Below are 21,505 nucleotides of genomic sequence, written 5' to 3' on the forward strand. Positions count from 1 at the left end.
CAGGGGAGAGAAGTTCCCTTCTCCCCCCTTCTTTTTCCCCTATGCGTGAATCGCCGCCCAGACGCGCTCCGGCGTCGCCGGCATGTCGATATGCCGTCCGCCCAGCGCATCGGAAATCGCGTTCATCACCGCCGGCAGCGACCCGGCGCAGCCCGCTTCGCCGCATCCCTTGGCGCCGATGGGGTTGGTGAGGCACGGGCTCGGCGCGCTCTCGAAGCCGAAGGATGGCAGGTCGTCCGCGCGCGGCAGGCCGTAATCCATGTAGGAGCCGGTCAGGAGCTGTCCGTCCTCGGAATAGGCGACGTGCTCGATCAGCGCCTGGCCGATGCCCTGCACGATGCCGCCATGCGCCTGCCCCTCGACGAGAAGCGGGTTTACGATGACGCCGAAGTCGTTCACCGAGACGTAGCGGTCGATCCTCACATGGCCGGTGTCGGGGTCGATCTCGACCTCGCAGACATGGCAGCCGTTCGGAAAGGCCATCGGCGCCTGGTCGTAGACGGTGCGGCTGTCGAGCGTGTTGGGCACGTCCTGCGGCAGGGGGCCCATCGCGTGGAGCCTGGCCGCGAGGTCCATGATGCCGATGGCGCGGTCCGTGCCGGCGATGGCGAAGCGGCCATTCGCGAACTCGATGTCCTCGGCCGCCGCTTCCAGCACGTATCCCGCCGCCTTGCGCCCCTTCTCGATCACGATGTCTGCCGCCTGCAGGATCGCGGCGCCGGAGGCCATGAGCGACTTCGATCCGCCCGTGCCGCCGCCGGCGACCAGCCGATCGGAATCGCCCTGCACGAGGCGGATCTTCTCGAAGGGCACGCCGAGCTTCTGGTGCAGCACCTGGGCGAAGGGCGTCCAGTGGCCCTGGCCGTAGTCGAGCGTGCCGGTGACGATGGTGACGGTGCCGTCGGCCTCGAATACCAGCTCGCCCTGTTCCTTCATGGGCGGGGCGGTGCATTCGAGGAAGTTGCCGAGCCCGCGTCCGCGCAGCATGCCGCGCGCCGCGCTTTCGGCCTTGCGCGCTTCGAAGCCGTTCCAGTCCGCGGCTTCCAGCGCCTTGTCCAGCAGCGCGGAGAAATCGCCGGAATCGTAGACGGAACCTGAGGGCGCGCTGAAGGGGAACTGCTCCGGCCGGATGTGGTTCAGCTTGCGCAGCGCGATCGGGTCGCGGCCGGTCTCGCGCGCCGCCGTCTCGATCAGCCGCTCCATGAAGTAGTTGCCCTCGGGCCGGCCGGCGCCGCGATAGGCCGAGACGGGCGTGGTGTTGGTGACGACGTTCTTCGTCTCCACCAGTAGCAGCGGCGTCGCGTAGTTGGACTGGATGTTCTTCGAGAAGTTGCCGGTGCCCATCAGGTTGCCGACGGTCGACAGATACGCCCCCATGTTGCCGTAGGAGACGAGCTTCACCGCGAGGAAGCGGCCCTCGGCGTCGAGGGCGAGGGAGGCCGTCGTCTCGTGGTCCCGCCCATGGCAGTCGGAGAGGAAGGCGCCGGTGCGCTCATCCGTCCACTTCACCGGCCGGCCGAGCATCTTCGCCGCGTGCAGGATGCATGTGTATTCGGGATAGGCGCTCGCCTTCATGCCGAAGGACCCGCCGACATTGCCGGTCAGGATGCGGACCTTCTCGACCGGCACCTTGAGGATGTCGTTCGCCATCTGGTTGCGCAGGCCGAAGACGCCCTGGCTGCCGACGCGCAGGATGTAGCGGCCCTCGGCCGCGTCCCATTCGCCGATGGCGCTGCGCGGTTCCATCGCGCAGACGACGATCCGGTTGTTGCGGATGGACAGCGTGGTGACGTGCGAGGCCCGGGCGAAGGCGTCCTCGACCTTCGCCGCATCGCCGTAGCGGAAGTCGAGCACGACGTTGCCCGGCACGTGGTCGTAGAGCTGCGGCGCGCCGGGGGCCGCGGCGGCGGAGGCCTCCGTCACCGCGGGCAGCATGTCGATGTCCATCTCGACCGCCTCGGCGGCGTCCTTCGCCTGGGCCTTGGTCTCGGCCACCACGAAGGCGACCGGGTCGCCCACGAAGCGCACGCGGTCGGCGGCGAGCGGCCCGCGCTCGATGTTGATCAGCGGGCTGCCGTCCTTGTTCTTGAGCGGCAGGACCGACCGCATCGGCCCGTATTCCGCCATGTCGGCGGCGGTGTAGACACCGAGCACGCCCGGCATGGCGCTGGCCGCATCCGTGCCGATGCCGCGGATGACGCCATGGGCGTAGGGGCTGCGGACCATGACGCACCAGACCTGTCCGGCGACCGCGATGTCGTCGGTGTAGCGGCCCTGGCCCTGGAGGAGGATCGGGTCCTCCTGCCGCGGGACGGGCTGGCCGACACCGAATTTCAGCGAGGTGGGATCGGCCAGGTTCGTGTCGGGCATGGGGACCTCGGGGATGCTTCGGGGTCTTAGGTTAGGGGCGCTTTGCTGCACCGCAACCCGGGCCGCGCCGCTTGACCCTGGCCGCCGCGCGCGGGAGCGTCCGGCGCATGGCCCGCCTGCTCGTCATCGGCTCCTACAACCGCGACACGGTGCTGCGCGTCGCACGCTTCCCGAAGCCCGGGGAAACGCTGGCGGCGACGGGCATGGACCGCTTCCATGGCGGCAAGGGCAGCAATCAGGCCGTCGCGGCCGCGCGGGCGGGGGCGGAGGTGACCTTCGCCGCCGCGGTCGGGGCAGATGCGGCGGGGGTGGCGGCGCGGGATCTCTGGGCGGCCGAGGGGATCGCGCCCGCGCCCATCCCGCCGCGGGACGGCACCCCGACGGGGGAGGCGCTGATTCTGCTCGACGCCGCCGGGGAGAACGAGATCGTCATCGTGGCCGGCGCGAACGGAACGCTCACGCCCATGGAAGCCCTGGCCGGGCTGCCCGGCGCGGCGATCGTCCTGGCGCAGCTGGAAACGCCGGTCGAGGCGACGCTCGCCGCCTTCGAGGCCGCGCGCAGGGCGGGCGCGCGCACGCTGCTGAACGCGGCGCCGGCCCAGACGCTGCCGCCGGCGCTGCTGGCCGCGACCGACATCCTGATCGTGAACGAGACGGAGGCCGAGCGCCTCGCCGGCCGGGGCGGCACGCCGGAGGCGCTGGCCGCCGTGCTTCTTCCGCTGGTCGCGGAGGGCGTGGTTCTGACGGCGGGTGCGACGGGCGCCCATTGGGCGGGCCGCGACGGATCGCGGCTGCATGCCGCGCCACCGCCGGTCAGCGTGCGGGACAGCACCGGCGCGGGGGACGCCTTCACCGGCGCCTTCGCCGCGGCGCTGGCGGAAGGGATGGGCATCCCGGCAGCGCTGCGGCGCGGCGTGGTCGCGGGCGCGCTCGCCTGCCGCGTGCTGGGCGCCGTGCCGTCCCTGCCACGCCGGGCGGAGATCCTCGCGGCCGGCGGCTAGCGGTCAGTAGCGGTAGGCGTAGGGGTCCGGCGGAGGATAGCCGCCCTGGTAGGGCTGCGGCTGCCAGTAGGATCCGGGCGGCTGCTGGTAGGGCTGCTGGTAGGGTTGCTGGTACGGCTGCTGATAGGGCTGCTGCATCGGATAGGGCGCGCTGACATATCCGCCGCCCTGCGGGGCGTAATAGGGCTGCGGGCCGCCCTGCGGCGCGTAGTAGGGCTGGGGCTGCTGCTGCGGGTAGTAGCCCTGGCCGCTGCCATAGCCACCGTAGCCGCCATATTGCTGCGGCGGCGGGGTCGGCGTGGTCGCGGCGCCGATCGCCGCGCCGCCGAGACCGCCGGCCAGCGCGCCGAACGCCGCGCCGCCGCGCCCGCCTGCCGCGCCGCCGATCACCGCGCCGGTGCCGGCGCCGATCAGCCCGCCGCCGAGCGCGCGCTGCGTCGGGTCGTAGGGGTTGGTGCAGCCGGCTGCGAGGAGCACCGCCAGCATCGCGAGAAGTCCCTTGCGGGCCATGGTCCGTTCCCGTCCGAGAAAGGGCGCCGCGCGACTCGCGCCGTGCCTAAGGTCATCATCGCGCGCCAGCGTGGCGGGGCTGTGGCACGTCGATGCGCTGGGGAAACGCGCGGCACCGCGCGCCTCGTCCCTCACCAGCCGCGCGGGCGGCCATAGGTCGGCGGTGGCGGGGCGCTCGGCGGACGGCCGACATAGGAGCCTTCGGGCAGCGGTCGTTCGAAATACCCGTTGCGGGGGGAGACGTAGGGCGCGGTGTCCTGCGGCGGGCCGGGCCGGCGCCAGGCGGGCGGCGCGCGGTCCCAATAGGGCGGCGCGCCCCAATAGGCCTGCGGCGGGATGTAGGCCGGCCCCGATTGGTAGGTGAGGCTGCCCTGCGGCGCCGCGGGCGGCGGCAGCGCTCGCGGCGGCAGCGGCGCGGGCGCCGGGGCCGCGCGGCGCTGCTCCGGCTCCGGTCCCGGTGCGCCGTAGAGCACCTGGGGCAGCGGCGTGCCGTACTGCACGCTCGGCAGGCGCTGGTCCTGCGCCGCCGCCGCGCAGGGCAGGGCGAGGATCAGGGCGGCGAGCAGGCGGCGCGGCGCGGTCATGGCCCGCGCATCCTAGCCGCTTTCGTGGCGGCCGTGGGGCGTCGCGTCAGACCGGGCGGTCGCCCTTCTCGACCTTCAGCGTGCGGTTGTCGACGCCGGGCAGCATCCGCGCCGGATCGCGCGTGACGATCACGTCGAGGATGGTGGGGGATGAGGTGTTCTCCAGCCCTTCCCGGATCGCGCCGGCGAGCTTCGCCGGGTCCTCCACGCGCACGCCGTGGCAGCCGAAGGCGCGGGCCGCGGCGGCGTAGTCCGTCTCGGCCAATTCGGAGGACTGGTAGTTGCCCGGCCCGTAGACCGCGTGCTGCAGCGCCTTCACGTAGCCCGAGGCCGCGTTGTTGAAGACGCAGAGCACGTAGTTCGCCCCCGCGCGCCGCGCCGTCTCGATCTCCCCGATCGTCATGTTGAAGCCGCCATCGCCGGTCAGGCCGACGACGCGCCGCTTCGGTCCGGCCGCCATCTGCGCGCCCATCGCCCCCGGCGCGCCATAGCCGATGGAGGCGAAGCCGCGATCGGCGATGAAGTGGCGGCCTTCCTTCTTGGTGTCGAACAGCAGCCCGCCCCAATGGCCCGCGAAGCCGCCATCGGCGACGAGGATGTCCTCCTCCCCCATCGCCAGGTTCAGCTCGTTGATCAGGCGGCCGACATTGATCGGCGTCTCGTTCGATTCCAGCCGGTCCGCCGCCCCCGCGCGCCAGGCGGCCATGCGCGGGGCGATCGCCGCGGCGAAGTCCGCGCGGCCTTCGGGCAGCGGGCCCGGCGGCAGCGCGGCGAGCAGGTCCTCGAGCGCGAGGCGCGCATCCGCCGCCATCGCGACATCGGCGCGGGTGGTGCGGCCGATCTCCTCCGGCACGATCTCGATGTGGATCAGCGGCACGCCGGCGGGCATCAGGGAAAAGCGCTTCGTCGCGATCTCGCCCAGCTTGCAGCCGACCACGATCAGCAGGTCCGCTTCCGCGATGAAGTCGTTGGCGATGCGCGAATAGCGCCCGAAGACGCCGAGGGAGAGCGGATGGGTGCAGGCGATGGCACCCTTGCCCGACATGGTGTGCGCGACGGGGATGGCGTGCGCCTCGGCCAGCGCGCGCAGCGCGGCATGCGCGCCGGAGACATGGATGCCGCCGCCCACCAGCAGCAGCGGCCGCTTCGCCCTGGCGAGCAGCGCGGCGGCACGGTCGAGTTCCCGCCCATCGGGGCGCGTGCGCCGCGCCTGGGCCATCAGCGTGCCGGGGTCGGCCCAGATCTCATCTGCGCCGAATTCGTGCTCGCCATGCGCGACATCCTCCGGCACGTCGAGCACCACGGGGCCGGGGCGGCCGGAGGTGGCGACGGCGAAGGCGCGGCGGACGAATTCCGGAATCCGCTTGGTGCTCTCGACGCGCAGCAATTCCTTGCAGGCGGGGCGCAGGATCTCCACCTGCCGCGCTTCCTGCGTCATGTTCTTCCAGGCGTGGTCGCGGTTGGCGTCGCCGGTGATCGCCACCAGCGGGATGCCGGCATTCAGCGATTCCACCAGTCCCGTGACGAGGTTCGTCGCCCCCGGCCCGAGCGTCGCATCCACCACGCCCGGCCGGTTCGTCACCCGCGCCCAGGCATCGGCGGCGAAGGTGCCGCAGCGCTCGTCGTTGATCAGGTAGTGCTTCAGGCCGAGCGCGCGCACGGCCTCGTAGAAGGGCAGCAGCTGGAAGCCGCCCATGCCGAACATCGGGCCGACCTGGTGCGCCTGCAGCATGCGCGCCAGCGCCTCGCCGCCGGTGATCTTCAGGGTGGTGTTGGAACTGGTCACGCGCGTCGGTCCTTTTCGATCGCCTCGGCGAGGATGGTGATGGCGGCCCGCACCGTGCCGCCGGGTGCGACGCCGAGCGCGGCCGCGCGGGCGTTCACGGCGCTGACGATGCCGGTCTCGACGGCGGAGCGGCCATCGCCGATCCGCGCCGTCCAGGCGGAATAGGTGGCCGCAGCGATGCCGCGCGCATCGAGCGCGGCCAGGCGCGTGAAGCCGGCGCCGTCGATCCCGCCATCGGCGTCGTTGTAGAGCGCGGCGAAGACATTCGCGCGCGCCGCCGTCTCCGGCCGGCCGCCGAGCAGCGCGCCGTGGCTGCCGGTGACGACGATGGTGCCGTCGTCGTCCGGACCCATCAGGGAATTGGAATCGATCGCGCTGGCGCGGGCCCGGCCCGCCACCTCGATGGGAAAGCGGCTTTCCGCGCTCTCGGGCGGATCGGCGGGCGTGAGCGGCGCGGCGGCCAGGCGGCGGGCTGCCTCCCGGCACCACATGCCTGGCTCGATGCCGAGCGCCGCGGCGGCGCGGTTCGCATGGCTGATTATGCCGCGGCCGAGCAGGTCGAAGCCGTCGCCGATGCGCGCGCTGCGGTGGGAACAGCAGGCGGCCGGCACGCGGAGCGGGTCGAGCCAGGCGAGCCCCGCGATGCCGGCCCCGTCGAGACCGATCCCCGCATCGTTGAGCAGCACCCCCGCGACGCGCGCCTTCGCCGCGAGGTAGGCCGCGTAGATCCCGCCATGGGACCCGCCGACGATGACGCGCCCTTGCGCCTCCGGCCCCAGCCGGGTGACGCTGTCCACCACGATCAGCCGGTCCAGCATGGCGTTCCTTCTCCCTCGCCGGGAGTAGAGCGCGCCCGGGGGGCTGGCAACAGGGGGAGGGGACCCGCATGTCGGGCACGTCCAACGAGACGGCGCGGCGCATGGCCATGCTGCGCGACATGGCGCGCATCCGCGCCTTTGAGCGCGAGGCCGTCGCCGCGATGCGGGAAGGCAAGGCGCCAGGCGTGGTGCATCCTTCCATCGGGCAGGAAGCGGTCGCCGTCGGCGTCTGCGCGAACCTGCGGCGCGCGGACCGCATCACCAGCACCCATCGCGGCCATGGGCACGCCATCGCCAAGGGCGCCGATGCGCGGGCGATGATGCTGGAACTGCACGGCCGCGCGGGTGGGTCCTGCGGCGGCAAGGGCGGGTCGATGCACATCGCGGATTTTGCGGTGGGTATGCTCGGCGCGAATGGCGTGGTCGGCGCGGGCATCCCCATCGCCTGCGGCGCGGCGCAGGCGATCCGCCTGACGAAGGAGGACGCGATCGTCGCCTGCTTCTTCGGCGACGGGGCGGTGAATCGCGGCCCCTTTCTCGAGGGGATGAACTGGGCGGCGCTCTATCGCCTCCCGGTGCTATTCGTCTGCGAGGACAACGGCTTCGCCGCCTTCACGCGCAACAGCGCGGTGACGGCCGGCGGCGGCCCGGCCGTGCGCGCCGAGGCCTGCGGCGTGCCGGCGACGGGCGTGGACGGGGAGGATGCGATGGCGGTCGATGCCGTCGCGGCGGAACTCGTCGCGCGCATCCGCGCCGGCGCGGGCCCACAATTCCTGCACGCGAAATGCTACCGCTGGGAAGGGCATACGGGGACCGATGCCGCCGCCTATCGCCCCGCCGAGGAAGCGGCCGTGGCGCGGCAGCGCGACTGCATCCGGCGCCTCGCCGCCCTGCTGGAAGGGGCGGGTGTGACGGCGGGCGAGATCGCCGCGCTGGAAGCCGAGGCGGCGGCCGAGATGGCCGGCCACCGCGCCGCGGCGATGGCCGCGCCCTGGCCGGATCCGGGCGCGGCCTTCACGGATGTCCAGGATGCGGGGGCGCCGGCATGACCCGCATGAGCTTCGCCGAGGCGACGCGCCGCGCGCTCGCCGACGAGATGCGCCGCGATCCGCTGGTCTGGGCGCTGGGCGAGGATTTGGTGCAGGGCGGCATCTTCGGCCAGTACAAGGGGCTGGCGGAGGAGTTCGGCCCGGACCGCATCGTCTCCACGCCCATCAGCGAGAGCACGATCATGGGCGCGGGGCTCGGCGCTGCGCTGTGCGGCACGCGGCCGATCGTGGAGATGCGTATCGCCGACTTCACGCTCTGCGCCATGGACGAGCTGGTCAGCCAGATCGCCAAGGTCCGCTACATGTTCGGTGGGCAGGGGCGCGCCGCGCTGGTGGTGCGCATGCCGCAGGGGATGTGGCGCAATTCCGCGGCCCAGCACAGCCAGTGCCTGGAAGCGTGGCTGACGCACATACCGGGCTTGGTCGTCGCGGCCCCCGGCACGCCGGCGGATGCGGCCGGGCTGCTGAAGGCCGCGATCCGCAGCGACGATCCGGTCGTGCTGATGGAACCCAAGAACCTTTGGACCTCGGAAGGCGAGGTGGCGGAGGAGATCGCGCCGATCCCGTTCGGCGTGGCGCGCCACGCCGCCGCGGGCGACGCGGCGACGGTGGTCACCTGGTCCGCGACGGTGCCGGTGGTGGAGCAGGGGGCGCGGGAGAGCGGCATCGCCTGCGACGTGTTCGACCTGCGCAGCCTCTGGCCCTGGGACGAGGCGGCGGTCATCGCCTCGGCGCGCCGCACGCGGCGCCTGCTGGTGGTGCATGAGGCGGTGACGGTCTCGGGCTTCGGGGCGGAAGTGGTCGCGCGGGTGGTGGAGGCGCTGGGGCCTGCCGGCCTGGCGGCGGTGGAACGGCTCGGCGCACCGCGCGCGCCCGTGCCCTTCAGCCCGCCGCTCGAGGACAGCCTGCGCATCACACCCACACGCGTCGCGGATGCGATCCGGCGCCTGGCGGCGCGGTAGCAGATTCTTTCCGCGCGGCACGTGAGGCGGAGAATCCGGCGCTCGTTCCGCATCCGCGCGCGGCGAGCGGAACCTTCTGCTTGCGGCGGGCGTGCGCGCGTGGTCGCCTCCGCGCCTACTCGGTAGGGAGACACCGCCATGAGCATCCAGATCGGCCAGGCCGCGCCCGATTTCGAGGCCGACACGACCCAGGGCCGCATCCGCTTCCATGAATGGATCGGCGATGGCTGGGCGATTCTGTTCAGCCACCCGAAGGACTTCACGCCCGTCTGCACGACGGAACTCGGCACCATGGCCGGGCTGAAGCCGGAATTCGACAAGCGCAACTGCAAGATCATCGGCCTGTCCGTCGATCCGGTCGAAAGCCACCATCGCTGGGAAGGCGACATCGCCGAGGTGACCGGCCATGCGGTGACCTATCCGATGATCGGCGACCCGACGCTGCAGGTCTCGAAGCTGTACGGGATGCTGCCGGCCGATGCCGGCGCCACCTCGGAAGGCCGCACGGCGGCGGCGAACCAGACGGTGCGCGTCGTCGTCTTCATCGGGCCGGACAAGCAGGTGAAGGCCTATCTCGCCTATCCGATGACGGCGGGGCGGAACTTCGACGAGGTCCTGCGCCTGCTCGACAGCCTGCAGCTGACGGCGAAGCACAAGGTGGCGACGCCGGCCAACTGGACCCGCGGGCAGGACGTGATCATCGCCGGCTCGGTGTCCAACGAGGACGCCAAGGCGCTGTTCCCGCAGGGCTGGAAGGAACCCAAGCCCTATATCCGGATCGTGCCGCAGCCCGGCGGCTGAACGACCGGGGCCGGGGGCGCCGAATTCGCTGCCCCCGGCCGGCAAGGCGTTGCTAGGCTTCCCCCAACAAGACTGGGAGGAAGCCGATGTCCGGAGCGTTCACCACGCCTCGTCGCCTTCTGCTGGCGGGCGCCTCGGCGCTTCTGGTCCGACCGTCGCTCGCGCAGGGGCGCTATCCCGACCGCGCCATCCGCGTGCTCGTGCCCTGGACGCCGGGCGGGGCGACCGACATCCAGATGCGATCCTTGTGCGAGCAGGCGGCGCGGCGGCTCGGCCAGCCGGTGATCGTGGAGAACAAGCCCGGCGCCTCCGGCACCCTCGGCGCGCTGCACATGGCGCGGGAAGCGCGGCCGGATGGCTACACGCTCGGCCAGATGCCCAACGGCGTGTTCCGCATGCCGGCGATGCAGGAACGCCCGCAATGGGACCCAACGCGGGACTTCTCCTGGATCATCCGCCTGGTCGGCTACATGGGCGGCGTGGTGGTGCGGCCCGACGCGCCCTGGCGTACGATGCAGGAGCTGGTCGCCCATGCCCGCGCCCATCCGGGCCGGCTGAACTACGGCACGCCCGGGGCGAACACGACCGACATCCAGATGACGCGCCTTGCGCGGCTGGCCGGCATCGACTGGCAGGCGGTGCCCTTCCGCGGCGCGGCGCCGAACCTGCAGGCGCTGCTGTCGGGCGACATCCACTTCTCGGCGGAGACCAGCGCCTGGGCGGACATGGCGCTGGAAGGGCGCGTCCGGCCGCTCGGCGTCTGGATGAGCGAGCGCGCGCGCCGCTTCCCCGACGTGCCGACCTTCCGGGAGGCGGGCTACGACGTGCTCGGCGAAAGCACCTATGGCATCGCGGGGCCGCGCGGGATGGACCCGCAGGTGGTGCGCATCCTGCACGACGCCTTCAGGGAGGCGCTGTTCGACCCCGTGCATCTGGCCACCGTCGCGCGCTTCGACATGCCGGTGCGCTACCTGAACACCGAGGACTACGCCACGGCGGCGATGATGCAGAACGAGGAGGAACGGCGCACCGTGCGGGAGCTCGGCTTGCGGCTCTCCTAGCCGAGGCCCATCACGCGGGGCAGCCACAGGGCGATGTCGGGGAACACCACGACGAGCGCCAGCGCCACGAACATCGCGAGGATCATCCACACCACCCAGGGGATGGTCGATTCCATGCTGACGCCGGCGATGCGGCAGGAAACCATGAGGTTCACGGCCATCGGCGGCGTGAACTGGCCGATCGCGATCTTCATGGTCAGGATCACGCCGAACCATGTCAGGTCCCAGTTGAAGGAATTCGCGATCGGGATCAGCACGGGCAGCAGGATGAGGAAGGTCGAGACGCCATCGAGGAACATCCCGATGACGATGAGCACCAGCATCAGCAGCCCGATGGTGCCGTATTCGCCGAGCCCGAGGCCCACGACCCAGGCGGCGATCGGCTGCACGATGCCGAGCGTCGAGGTCGACCAGGCGAAGACGCTGGCCAGTGCGACGACGATCAGGATGATGGCCGAGAGTTCCCCCGCCTCCACCAGCATTTCGTAGACGTCGCGCAGCGTCAGGCTGCGATAGACGACGAAGCCCACGAACAGCCCGTAGGCGACGGCGAGCACTGCTGCCTCGGTCGGCGTGACGAAGCCCGACCGCATGGCGCCGAGGATGACGACGGGCGCCATCAGGCCCCAGATCGCCTCCTTGAAGGTCTGCCAGACGCGCAGGCGTTCCTCGGCGCGCGCCTTGCCGCCGAAATCCTTGATCATCGAGATGACGACGATCGGGACGATGATGGCCAGCCCCGCCAGGATTCCCGGGAACATCCCCGCCATGAAGATCGCCGGCACCGAGACGCCGGGGACCAGCACCGCGTAGATGATGAAGGCGATGGAGGGCGGGATCAGGATGTCCGTCGCCGCCGCGGCGCCCACGGTTGCCGCGATGAAGGGCCGCGGATAGCCATCCGCCACCATGCTGCGCGTCACCACTTGGCCGACCGCGGCCGAGGTGGCGGGGCCGGAGCCCGAGATGCCGCCGATGACCATGGCCACCAGCACCGCGACCGAGGCGAGCGCCCCGCGCCCGGCGCCCACGAGCGCGGTCGCGAAGCGCACCAGCCGCAGCGCCACGCCGGTGCGGTCGAAGACGCTGCCCACCAGGACGAACATCGGGATCGCGATCAGCGGATATTTCGCGATGCCGGCATAGACATTGGTCGGCATGGCGAACAGCGACTGGTCGGCCAGGACGATCGCCGCCGCGCCGGCGAGGCCGAGCGCGATCGCGATCGGCACCGCGCCGAGCAGCATCAAGGTGAACAGCGCGAAGAGCACGACCCCGATCATGTGCCTACCATTCCCCGCCGCGCAGCACGCGCGCGAGCCGCCCGGCCGCGCGCGCGATCACCACGAGCGAGAGAAGTGGCAGCCAGCCCGTGTAGATCCAGTTCGGGTGGCCGAGGCCGTTCGAGAGGACCTCGAAGCGGTATTCGTCCCAGGTCAGCCGCGCGCCGTACCAGGCGAGCAGCCCGAAGCACAGAATGGTCAGCACCATCGCCGCCGCCTCCGCCATTCGGCGATGGGCGGGCGAGAGCCCGTCGACCAGGACCCCGATGCGGATGTGCCGGCCGGTTGCGGTGGCGAGGGCCGTGCCGAGCAGTGCCACCACCACCATCAGCGCCACCGAGTATTCCTCGGTGAAGGCGAGGGAGACGTTGCTCAGGTACCGCGTCACCACGTTGGCCGCGGTGATCAGCGCCATCGCGGCCATGGCGGCCGCAATGAGCACTTCCTCGATCCGCAGCGGCACCAGCGTCCGCGGATTGGTCCTCTCGAGCGTCGGGTCGGGCTCGGCGCTCACTGTCAGGCGACCGCGCGTGCGACCGCAGCCTCGGCCTTCTGGACCAGCGCCGTGCCCACGGTCTGCGCCCACTTGTCGTAGACCGGGCGGGTGACGCGGGCGAAGGCCTCCTTCTCGGCGGGCGTCAGCTCGGCCACCGTGACGCCGCGGCGCGCGCATTCCTCGAGCGCGGAGCGATCGCCGCCGATGCCGATGCCCTTGCGGCTCTCGGCGATCTGCTTCTGGGCGGCTTCCCGCGCGCAGGCGATGACCAGGTCGCGGTCCGCCGGCGCGAAGCTGTCCATCACCGACTTGGCGACGACGAAGGCGCCCGCATCGGCGACGTAGTTCCAGATGGTCAGGTGCTTCTGCGCCAGCGTGTCCATGCGGAAGGCGAGGAAGAGGTTGACCGGGTTCTCCTGCCCGTCGACCGCGCCGGTGGATAGCGCCGGCTGCAGGTCGGCGAAGGACATCTGCAGCGGGTTCGCGCCCATGGCGGTGAAGATCTCGCTGAAGATGGCGCCGGCGGCAAAGCGGATCTTCATGCCGCGCAGATCCTCGGGGCGGCGGACGTCGCGCCGCGAGTTCGAGAGCTCACGGAAGCCGTTCTCGCCCCAGGCAACGGGCACGACGTCGCGCGCCGCGAGGGTGCGGAACAGGTCCTGCCCGACCTCCCCGTTGATGATGGCGTCGAAGCCGCGATGGTCGCGCAGCAGGAAGGGCAGGGAGAAGATGTTCATCTCGCGGATCTGCGGCGAGATGTTGATGGTGCTGAACACCGCCATGTCGATCACGCCCTGGCGCATGGCGACGAGTTCGCGCGTCTGGTCGCCGCCGACCAGCTGGCTGCCCGGATAGACCTTCATGTTGATGCGCCCGCCCGAGCGCTGGGTGACCATGTCCGCCCAGTCGAAGGCACCGCCCGAGAGCGGGATGGGCCGGTTGCCGACGACCGAGACCTTGTACTCAGGCCGGTACTGCTGCTGCGCCCGGACGCGCAGCGGCATGCCGAGGACGGTGCCCGCGGCCGCGAGCAGGAGCGTGCGGCGCGAGCCGCGGAGGCGGGTTTCGGTCATCTGGCGAATCTCCCTGACGGATCGTTCATCTGCGCGCCCTGGCGGCGCTTGGTTGCAGGATTGCCCGGGCGCGGGCCCCGCCGCAAGCGCCGGCATGCTTGCGGGGTGGCGCGGGGCGCGGCAGACCAAGGGGCGGAGGAAGCGCCAATGATCCCGACCTCGAACCTCGCGAGCCCGTTGTTGCAGACGGCGCGGCGGCTGCCGGACCATCCCGCGCTGGTCTGGCGCGAGCGGACCTGGACCTGGGCCGAGGTCGCGACGCGCGTGACGGCGGCCGCGGCGGGCCTTCGCGCGCGCGGCATCGGCGCGGGCGACCGGGTCCTCGTTCATGCCCGCAACGGCAACGCCATCTTCGAATCCTGCTGGGCCTGCTGGTTGATCGGCGCCGTCTGGGTGCCGACGAATTTCCGGCTGAGCCCGCCGGAGGTCGCCTTCCTCGCGGCCAATGCCGGCTGCCGGGCGCATCTCTTCGACACAGGCTTCCCCGAGCACCGCGCCGCGGCGCGCGCGGGCAACGCGGCCTGCATGGTCGAGGTCGCGATCGGGGAAGGCGCGGGGCCGTCATGGGAGGATCTCGTCGCGGAGGGAGCGGCCTCGCCGGTGACCGAGACCGTCGCCGTCGATCGCGACCATCCGGCCTGGCTGTTCTACACCTCCGGCACCACGGGGCGGCCCAAGGGCGGCACGCTGACGCATGGGCAACTCGCCTTCGTGGTCGTGAACCACATCGCGGACCTGATGCCGGGGCTGAGCGAGCGCGATGCCTCGCTGGTCGTCGCGCCGCTGTCGCATGGCGCGGGTATCCATGCGATGGCGCAGGTGGCGCGCGGCGCGGCCTCGGTGCTGCTGCCGGGGGAGCGGCTGGACGTGCCGGAAGCCTGGCGGCTGGTGGAGAAGCACCGCGTCAGCAACATGTTCACCGTGCCGACGATCCTGAACGCGCTCTGCCGCGACGCGAGCGTCGATGCGCATGACCATTCGAGCCTGCGCCACGTGATCTATGCCGGCGCGCCGATGTACCGGGAGGACCAGAAGCACGCGCTGCGCAAGCTCGGTCCCTGCCTGGTGCAGTATTTCGGCCTGGGCGAGGTGACCGGGAACATCACGGTCCTGCCGCCCGAATGGCACAGCCTGGAGGACGACCCGGCCTTCCCGATCGGCTCCTGCGGCTATCCGCGCACGGGGATCGAGGTGGCGATCCTCGATGCGCAGAACCGCCGGCTGGCCGCCGGGGAGACGGGCGAGATCTGCGTCCGCGGCCCTGCCGTGATGGCGGGCTATTTCGAGAACCCGGTGGCGAACGAGAAGGCCTTCGCGGGCGGCTGGTTCCACACGGGCGACCTGGGGCATCTCGACGCGCGCGGGTTCCTGCACATCACCGGCCGCCAGTCCGACATGTACATCTCCGGCGGATCGAACGTGTATCCGCGGGAGGTGGAGGAGGTGCTGCTGACGCATCCGGACGTGGCGGAGGCCTGCGTCGTCGGCGTGCCGCACGAGAAGTGGGGCGAGGCCGGCATCGCCGTGCTGGTGGCCGCGGAAGGCGGCGCCATCGACCCGGCGTCGGTCATGGCGCATCTCGATGGCCGCCTCGGGCGGTACAAATGGCCGTCGCGGATCGTGGTGTGGGATGCGCTGCCGCGGTCCGGCTACGGCAAGGTCCCCAAGGCCGAAGTGAAGCGCCTGCTCGCCGAGCGCGGCGACATCTGAGTCGCCGTTCGCCGAGGGCGAAAATTCAAGGAAGGGAGGGGGCTCGGGGGAGGTTCACCCTCCCCCGACCTTGGTTCAGCCGCGCCCTTCGAACGGCATCTTCGTGGCCTTGATCGTCAGCGTGAAGATGTTCGATTCCAGCGGCAGGTTGGCCATGTGCAGGATCGCCTGCCCGACATGGTTCACGTCCATGGTCGGCTCGACCGCGACGGAGCCGTCGGCCTGCTTCACGCCCTGCGACATGCGGCGCGTCATCGGCGTCGCGGCGTTGCCGATGTCGATCTGTCCAGCGCAGATGTCGTACTTGCGGCCGTCCAGCATCAGCGACTTGGTCAGGCCCGTGATGGCATGCTTCGTCGCGGTGTAGGGTGCGCTGTCCGGGCGCGGCGTATGCGCGCTGATCGAGCCGTTGTTGATGATGCGCCCGCCCTGCGGCGACTGGTCCTTCATGATGCGGAAGGCGGCCTGGGCGCAGAGGAAGGAGCCGGTGAGGTTCACCGCGACCACGCGCGACCAGTCGGCGTAGGTCAGGTCCTCGAAGGGCATGCCCGGCACGTTCTGGCCGGCATTGTTGAACAGCAGGTCGAGCCGGCCGAATTCCTGCTTCACCGCGCCGAACAGCGCGTCCACCGAAGCCGGGTCCGCGACGTCGGCGGGGATGGCGCGCGCGCGCGGCGCGGCGTCGCCGGCGAGCGCGATGGTCTCCTCCAGCGCATCCTTCCGCCGGCCGGTCAGCACCACGGCCCAGCCGCCGCCGAGCAGGGCAAGGGCGGCGGCGCGGCCGACGCCGGTGCCGGCGCCCGTGACGACGGCGATCTTGGTGGGTGAGGTCATGGTCGTTTCCCCGATGGCGGAGGTTGGATGGCCGGCAATGTGCGCGGGCCCGATGCCTCTGGCAACGCCGGTTGCCCGTCCCGCCGGCCGCTGACATCCTTGGCCCGAGGATACGCCGGGAGGGACGCATGGCAGGCTGGCCGCAGGGCAGCGCGTGGGAAGGCTTCGTCGCCCGTTGGCAGGCGGCCTGCGCCGAGGATGCGGTGCTCGCGGAATGGCGCCAGGGCGTCGCGGTGCGGTTCGCGATCGTGAGCGGCGAGGCGCGCGCGGTCTTCGCCTTCGGCGGCGCGACGGGCCCGGAGGCCTTCGCGCTGGAGGCGACGCCGGAGATCTGGGCGAAACACCTCGAGCCGATCCCGCCGCGGCACCACCACGCGATCTTCGCCATGCGCCATCGCGTGCCCGGCTTCCGCGTGACCGGGGAGGAGATGGACTTCCTCCGCCACTGCCACCTCGCGCGGCGCGTGCTCGAGATCGGGCGCTGGCTGGTGCTGCGCGGGAACGGGCCGGTGCCGGCCTTCCCGCGCCCGTCGCTGCCCGCCGCGCCGCAGGCCGATCCCATCGGGCGCTACCTCGACGTGAAGGCGGACGGGCGTGACTGGCGGATCTATGCCGAGCAGGCGGGGCAGGGCAGGGACCTGCTGGTGCTGCACACCGCGGGCGCCGACAACCGCCAGGCGCATGGGCTGATGGCCGATGCCCGCATCACGAAGGACTGGCGCATCACCGCCTTCGATATGCCCTGGCACGGCAAGAGCCCGCCGCCGGCCGAGGTGCCCGGCGCCTGGCGCCTGACGACGGACCGCTATGTCGAGATCATCATGGGCGTGGTGAAGGCGGCCGGGCTGAAGCGGCCCGTGCTGCTCGGCGCATCCATGTCGGGGGAGATCTGCCTGGAGGTCGCGCTGCGCCATCCGGAGGCCTTTTCCGCCATCATCGCCTGCGAGGCCTGCGACCAGGTGGCCGGCCGGCGCAGCCCCTGGGCGGACGATCCACGCATCAACCAGGCGATCTTCGTGCCCGAATGGATTCACGGGCTGATGGCGCCGCAGAGCCCTGCGGAATGCGCCGCCGCCATCTGGTGGCACTATTCGCAGGGCGGCTACGCCACCTTCGACCGCGACATCGGCTTCTATTCCGGGGAGTGGGATGCGCGGGACCGGGTGCACCGGATCGACACCGCCCGCTGCCCGCTCTTCATGCTCACAGGCGAGTACGACTACTCCTGCACGGCCGAGATGAGCGAGGCGACGGCCGCGAAGATCAAGGGCGCGCGCTTCACCCGCATGAACGGGATCGGGCACTTCCCCTTCACCGAAAACCCGCCGCTCTTCGCCGAATACCTGCTGCCGATCCTGGCCGAGGTTCAGTAGACGGCGCGCCCGCCGGAGATGTCGAAGACGCCGCCGGTCGAGAAGGAGCATTCCTCGCTCGCGAGCCAGCAGGCCATGGCGGCGATCTCCTCCACTGTCACGAAGCGATCCATCGGGATCTTGGACCGCATCCAGGCGATCTGGTCCGGCGTCATCTGCTTGAAGAGGTCCGTCTCCGCTGCCGCAGGCGTGATGCAGTTCGCCAGCACGCCGGTCCGCGCCAGTTCCTTGCCGAGCGACTTGGTGAAGCCGATGAGCCCGGCCTTGGAGGCGCTGTAGTGGGAGGCGTTCGGATTGCCTTCCTTGCCCGCGATCGAGGCGATGTTGACGACCCGCCCATAGCCCGCCGCGATCATGCCGGGCACCACGGCGCGCGTGACGAGATAAGGGGCGACGAGGTTCACCTCGACCACGCGCTTCCACTCGGCGACCGGCAATTCCCAGGACGGGGCGTTGCCGCCGGTGATGCCGGCATTGTTCACCAGGATGTCGATGCGCCCGTGCGCGGCGAGCGTCGCGGCCTGCGCCGCGCGGATCGCCGCCTCGTCGGTCAGGTCGAGGACATGGGCGCTGGCGCGGCCGAGCGATGCCGCCGCGGCCTCGGCGGCCGCGCGGTCCATGTCCCAGACCGCGACGGTCGCGCCCGAATCGACGGCCCGTCGCGCGATCGCGAGCCCGATGCCGCGCGCGGCGCCGGTCACGACCGCGACGCGTCCTGCAAGATCCAGCCTGTTCATGGGCGCCTGTCCTCCGATGCTTCAGTGTCGCGCGGGCGCGGTGCCGCGAAAAGAGGCGGTAACCATGCGGTTCCCAAGCCGACGTTTTCGCCCCTATAGTTTCGGCACAGCCGGCACCAAGCCGGCGCATCGGAGGGAGAAACCGACCATGAACCGTAGGCAATTGCTCGGTGGCGCGGCCGCCGGCGCGGCGTTGCTCGCAAGCCCGCATGTCGCGCGCGCGCAGCAGGCCATCACGCTGAACGGCGCATCGCAGTTCAACGACGATCATGTCTTCACCCGGGCGCTCGTGCGCTTCGAGGAACTCGTGAAGCAGTACTACACCGCCGGGCCGGTGAACTTCGTGCTGCACAAGAACTCCAGCCTCGGGCTCGAGAAGCAGTATTTCGAGTACATGTCCGCCGGCCGCGGCGCCGTCGACTATGGCATCGTCTCGCCCGCCCACATGTCCACCTTCAGCCGCGCCGCGCCCTTCGTCGACGCGCCGTTCCTGTTCCGCGACCTCGCGCATTGGAACCAGGTGCTCGACCAGGACCTTTTCGGCCCCGTGGCGCAGGAGATCGAGCGCCGCGCCCGCGTCGCGTTAATCGGCTATGCCGGCGGCGGCGTGCGCAACATCTTCGCCAACAAGCGCGCGACGAACATGGCGGAGATCCGCGGCTTGAAGGTCCGCGTGCAGGGCGCGCCGATCTGGTCGCGCACCTTCCAGGCGGCGGGGATGTCGCCCTCGGTCATCGCCTACAACGAGGTCTACAACGCGATCCAGAACAACGTGATCGAGGCCGGCGAGAACGAGGCCGCGGGCGTGGAGGCGATGCGCTTCTACGAGGTGGCGCCGAACCTGCTCATGACGCAGCACGCGATCACGATCCGCCCGCTCTGCTTCTCGACCCAGACGCTCGCGCGCCTGCCCGCCCCGCTGCAGGAAGCGATCCGCCGCGCGGGCCGCGAGGCCGGCGTCTTCGGCCGCCAGGCCGAGAGCTCGGAGGATGGCCAGAAGATCGAGTCGCTGGAGCGCGCGGGGCGCCTGCGCCGCATCGAGTTCACCGAGCGCGCCGCGCTCAAGCGCGCGGTCGACCCGGTGATGCTCGCCTACGCGCGCGAGGTTGACGCGGAAGGCATCTACACGCGCATCAACGCGCTGTCCTCGTGACCGCGCACGGCCGGGGGAAGCGCTTCCCCCGGCCGGCCTCCTGCCTCGCCCGGAGCGAACCATGACCCCGACCGGCCTGCGCGGCGCGGTCCGACGGGCATCCGACATCTATGGTCGGGTGCTGTCCGGACTGCTCGCGATCTCCGTCCTCATTCTCGTCTTCCCGGTGACCCTGCAGGTCGTCTCGCGGCAGACGGACCTCATCCCGCACTACATCTGGACGGAGGAGATGGCGCGCTTCCTTCTCGTCTACACCGTCATGATCGGCGCCATCGTCGGGCAGCGGGAAGGGATCCACTTCATCGTGGACCTCTGGCCGGAACTGAAGGGCCGCGCGCGGGCCTTCATGGACATCGTCTCCGGGCTGTTCGTGCTGACCTTCGGCGCCGTCTTCCTCTGGTTCGGGATCGAGTTCGTGGACTTCGCCTGGTTCCGGATCAGCGAGTTGGCGGAGCTGCCGCTGTGGCTCATCCACCTGCCATGGCCGATCCTCGGCTTTTCCTGGCTGCTGTTCGCCGGGGAGAAGTTCGTCGACGACGTCCGCGTGCTGATCCATGGGGAGACAGCCTGATGGGCGGCAACGCGCTCGCCGCCTCCGAGGCGGCCTGGATCCTGTTCGGCACCTTCTTCACCCTGCTCGCGCTGCGCGTCCCCGTGGCGGTGGCGCTCGGCCTCGCCTGCCTGCCGGTGCTCGTGCTCGAGACGCGACTCGGGCCGATGGTGCTGATGCAGGAGACGTTCAACGCGTACAACTCCTTCATCCTGCTTGCCGTGCCCTTCTTCCTGCTGACGGCGAACCTGATGAACGTGGGCGGCATCACGGACCGCCTGATGACATTGTCGCGCAACATGGTCGGGCATTTCCCCGGCGGCCTCGCGCAGATCAACGTGGTGCTGTCGATCTTCTTCGCCGGCATATCGGGGTCCTCCACCGCGGATGCGGCGTCGCAGTCCAAGATCTTCATCGAGGCGCAGCGGAAGGAGGGCTACGACGACGGGTTCTCCGTCGCGATCACGGCGGTGTCGGCCGTGCTGGCCGTCATCATCCCGCCTTCGATCCTCATGATCGTCTGGGGCGGTGTGCTGACCGTCTCGATCGGCGCGCTGTTCCTGGCCGGGATCGTCCCGGGCCTCCTCATCGGCCTGGTGCAGATGGCGACCGTCCACGCCTATGCGAAGGCGCGCGGCTACCCGACCTATCCGCGCGCGGGCTGGGGCGAACTGATGAAGTCGCTCGCCGTGTCGATCCCGGCGCTGATGACGCCCGCGATCATCATCGGCGGCAAGGTCTTCGGCTGGTTCACCGCGACGGAAAGCGCCTGCATCGCGGTGCTCTATGCCGGCGGCCTCTCGCTGCTCTACTACCGCGAGATGGGGCTCAAGGAGCTCTGGGGCGCGCTCGGGGAGACGGGTCGCCTCGCGGCCGTCGCGCTGTTCTGCGTCGGCACGGCGTCGGCCTTCGGCTGGCTGCTCGCCTACTACAAGATCCCGGACGCGATCCTGTCGGGGGTCTCGGCCTGGGGCATGGGCAGGATCGGCACGGGCCTGTTCATCGCCGGCGTCTTCCTCGTCGTCGGCTGCTTCCTCGATGCGATCCCGGCGATCATCATCGTCGGCGCCATCCTCCAGCCCCTCGCCGCCGGCGTCGGGATGGACCCGGTGCATTTCGCGATGATCGGGATCGTCAGCCTGGCCTTCGGGCTGGTGACGCCGCCCTATGGGCTATGCCTGATGATCGCATGCCATGTCGCGGGGATGCGGATCGCGGACGCGCTCAAGGACACGATGATCATGCTGCTGCCGATGCTCGGCGTGCTGCTGCTGGTCATCCTCTGGCCGGATGTCGTGCTGTTCCTGCCGCGCCTCGTCTCGCCTGACTTTCTCGATTGAGCACAGGCGGCGGC

The 21,505-nt window shown here is 70.9% G+C and carries 20 protein-coding genes; 10 read left to right on the top strand and 10 right to left on the bottom strand.

What is annotated here, in order from left to right:
* Positions 1-39: 39 nt before the first annotated feature.
* Positions 40-2,370 carry a xanthine dehydrogenase family protein molybdopterin-binding subunit gene (locus J5Y09_RS02490; protein WP_209350175.1) on the bottom strand — a complete coding sequence of 777 codons (2,331 nt, stop codon included), beginning with the start codon at positions 2,368-2,370 and terminating at the stop codon, positions 40-42.
* Positions 2,371-2,477: 107 nt separating this feature from the next.
* Here J5Y09_RS02490 and J5Y09_RS02495 point away from each other — a divergent pair, with 107 nt between their 5' ends.
* Complete coding sequence (locus tag J5Y09_RS02495) at positions 2,478-3,371, top strand: ribokinase (RefSeq protein ID WP_245216787.1); 894 nt, start codon at positions 2,478-2,480, stop codon at positions 3,369-3,371.
* A gap of 3 nt (positions 3,372-3,374) precedes the next feature.
* On the opposite strand, the gene J5Y09_RS02500 is transcribed toward J5Y09_RS02495, so the two are convergent.
* The 4 genes from J5Y09_RS02500 to J5Y09_RS02515 all read right to left on the bottom strand — a co-directional run bounded on the left by J5Y09_RS02500 (position 3,375) and on the right by J5Y09_RS02515 (position 7,069).
* On the bottom strand, positions 3,375-3,881 hold the full coding sequence (locus J5Y09_RS02500; protein ID WP_209350176.1) for a YMGG-like glycine zipper-containing protein: 507 nt from the start codon (positions 3,879-3,881) through the stop codon (positions 3,375-3,377).
* A 131-nt stretch (positions 3,882-4,012) separates the two neighbouring features.
* The gene (locus J5Y09_RS02505; RefSeq protein WP_209350177.1) at positions 4,013-4,465 is read right to left on the bottom strand and encodes a hypothetical protein; all 453 of its coding nucleotides are present in this window, start codon (positions 4,463-4,465) and stop codon (positions 4,013-4,015) included.
* A gap of 46 nt (positions 4,466-4,511) precedes the next feature.
* The gene (locus J5Y09_RS02510) at positions 4,512-6,251 is read right to left on the bottom strand and encodes a thiamine pyrophosphate-binding protein (RefSeq protein WP_342451386.1); all 1,740 of its coding nucleotides are present in this window, start codon (positions 6,249-6,251) and stop codon (positions 4,512-4,514) included.
* Complete coding sequence (locus J5Y09_RS02515) at positions 6,248-7,069, bottom strand: hypothetical protein (protein WP_209350178.1); 822 nt, start codon at positions 7,067-7,069, stop codon at positions 6,248-6,250. The genes J5Y09_RS02510 and J5Y09_RS02515 overlap by 4 nt, the downstream gene beginning before the upstream one ends.
* A gap of 68 nt (positions 7,070-7,137) precedes the next feature.
* Here J5Y09_RS02515 and J5Y09_RS02520 point away from each other — a divergent pair, with 68 nt between their 5' ends.
* The 4 genes from J5Y09_RS02520 to J5Y09_RS02535 all read left to right on the top strand — a co-directional run bounded on the left by J5Y09_RS02520 (position 7,138) and on the right by J5Y09_RS02535 (position 10,942).
* A complete protein-coding gene (locus J5Y09_RS02520) occupies positions 7,138-8,118 on the top strand; it encodes a thiamine pyrophosphate-dependent dehydrogenase E1 component subunit alpha (RefSeq protein WP_209350179.1) in 981 nt (326 codons plus the stop codon).
* On the top strand, positions 8,115-9,080 hold the full coding sequence (locus J5Y09_RS02525) for an alpha-ketoacid dehydrogenase subunit beta (protein ID WP_209350180.1): 966 nt from the start codon (positions 8,115-8,117) through the stop codon (positions 9,078-9,080). The genes J5Y09_RS02520 and J5Y09_RS02525 overlap by 4 nt, the downstream gene beginning before the upstream one ends.
* A 138-nt stretch (positions 9,081-9,218) precedes the next feature.
* Complete coding sequence (locus J5Y09_RS02530; RefSeq protein ID WP_209350181.1) at positions 9,219-9,881, top strand: peroxiredoxin; 663 nt, start codon at positions 9,219-9,221, stop codon at positions 9,879-9,881.
* Positions 9,882-9,967: 86 nt separating this feature from the next.
* Positions 9,968-10,942, top strand: a complete 975-nt coding sequence (locus J5Y09_RS02535; protein ID WP_209350182.1) for a tripartite tricarboxylate transporter substrate binding protein — start codon at positions 9,968-9,970, stop codon at positions 10,940-10,942.
* Here J5Y09_RS02535 and J5Y09_RS02540 read toward each other — a convergent pair.
* The 3 genes from J5Y09_RS02540 to dctP are packed head-to-tail and all read right to left on the bottom strand — an operon-like array spanning position 10,939 to position 13,794.
* Positions 10,939-12,225: a TRAP transporter large permease gene (locus tag J5Y09_RS02540; protein ID WP_209350183.1), complete on the bottom strand. Its 1,287-nt coding sequence runs from the start codon at positions 12,223-12,225 to the stop codon at positions 10,939-10,941. The genes J5Y09_RS02535 and J5Y09_RS02540 overlap by 4 nt on opposite strands.
* 4 nt (positions 12,226-12,229) lie before the next feature.
* Positions 12,230-12,739, bottom strand: coding sequence for a TRAP transporter small permease (locus J5Y09_RS02545; RefSeq protein ID WP_342451388.1), 510 nt, complete (start codon positions 12,737-12,739; stop codon positions 12,230-12,232).
* 2 nt (positions 12,740-12,741) lie between these two features.
* Entirely contained in the window at positions 12,742-13,794 is a 1,053-nt protein-coding gene (gene dctP, locus J5Y09_RS02550) for a TRAP transporter substrate-binding protein DctP (RefSeq protein ID WP_209350184.1), read from the bottom strand.
* 147 nt (positions 13,795-13,941) lie between these two features.
* On the opposite strand from dctP, the gene J5Y09_RS02555 reads away from it, so the two are divergent.
* Entirely contained in the window at positions 13,942-15,504 is a 1,563-nt protein-coding gene (locus J5Y09_RS02555; protein ID WP_209350185.1) for an acyl-CoA synthetase, read from the top strand.
* Between the two features lie 75 nt (positions 15,505-15,579).
* Here the strand turns inward: J5Y09_RS02555 and J5Y09_RS02560 are convergent, their stop codons facing one another.
* Positions 15,580-16,338 carry an SDR family oxidoreductase gene (locus J5Y09_RS02560; RefSeq protein WP_209350186.1) on the bottom strand — a complete coding sequence of 253 codons (759 nt, stop codon included), beginning with the start codon at positions 16,336-16,338 and terminating at the stop codon, positions 15,580-15,582.
* A gap of 128 nt (positions 16,339-16,466) precedes the next feature.
* On the opposite strand from J5Y09_RS02560, the gene J5Y09_RS02565 reads away from it, so the two are divergent.
* Positions 16,467-17,711 carry an alpha/beta fold hydrolase gene (locus J5Y09_RS02565; protein ID WP_209350187.1) on the top strand — a complete coding sequence of 415 codons (1,245 nt, stop codon included), beginning with the start codon at positions 16,467-16,469 and terminating at the stop codon, positions 17,709-17,711.
* On the opposite strand, the gene J5Y09_RS02570 is transcribed toward J5Y09_RS02565, so the two are convergent.
* Positions 17,705-18,448 carry an SDR family NAD(P)-dependent oxidoreductase gene (locus J5Y09_RS02570; RefSeq protein ID WP_209350188.1) on the bottom strand — a complete coding sequence of 248 codons (744 nt, stop codon included), beginning with the start codon at positions 18,446-18,448 and terminating at the stop codon, positions 17,705-17,707. The genes J5Y09_RS02565 and J5Y09_RS02570 overlap by 7 nt on opposite strands.
* Positions 18,449-18,596: 148 nt before the next feature.
* On the opposite strand from J5Y09_RS02570, the gene J5Y09_RS02575 reads away from it, so the two are divergent.
* The 3 genes from J5Y09_RS02575 (at position 18,597) to J5Y09_RS02585 (ending at position 21,491) form a co-directional block, all read left to right on the top strand.
* The gene (locus J5Y09_RS02575) at positions 18,597-19,601 is read left to right on the top strand and encodes a TRAP transporter substrate-binding protein (RefSeq protein ID WP_209350189.1); all 1,005 of its coding nucleotides are present in this window, start codon (positions 18,597-18,599) and stop codon (positions 19,599-19,601) included.
* A 61-nt stretch (positions 19,602-19,662) separates the two neighbouring features.
* Complete coding sequence (locus tag J5Y09_RS02580) at positions 19,663-20,172, top strand: TRAP transporter small permease (RefSeq protein ID WP_209350190.1); 510 nt, start codon at positions 19,663-19,665, stop codon at positions 20,170-20,172.
* On the top strand, positions 20,172-21,491 hold the full coding sequence (locus tag J5Y09_RS02585) for a TRAP transporter large permease (protein WP_209350191.1): 1,320 nt from the start codon (positions 20,172-20,174) through the stop codon (positions 21,489-21,491). Before J5Y09_RS02580 ends, J5Y09_RS02585 begins: the two co-directional genes overlap by 1 nt.
* Positions 21,492-21,505 lie beyond the last annotated feature (14 nt).

This window comes from Roseomonas nitratireducens, from assembly GCF_017813355.1.
In the GTDB taxonomy this organism is placed as follows: domain Bacteria; phylum Pseudomonadota; class Alphaproteobacteria; order Acetobacterales; family Acetobacteraceae; genus Neoroseomonas; species Neoroseomonas nitratireducens.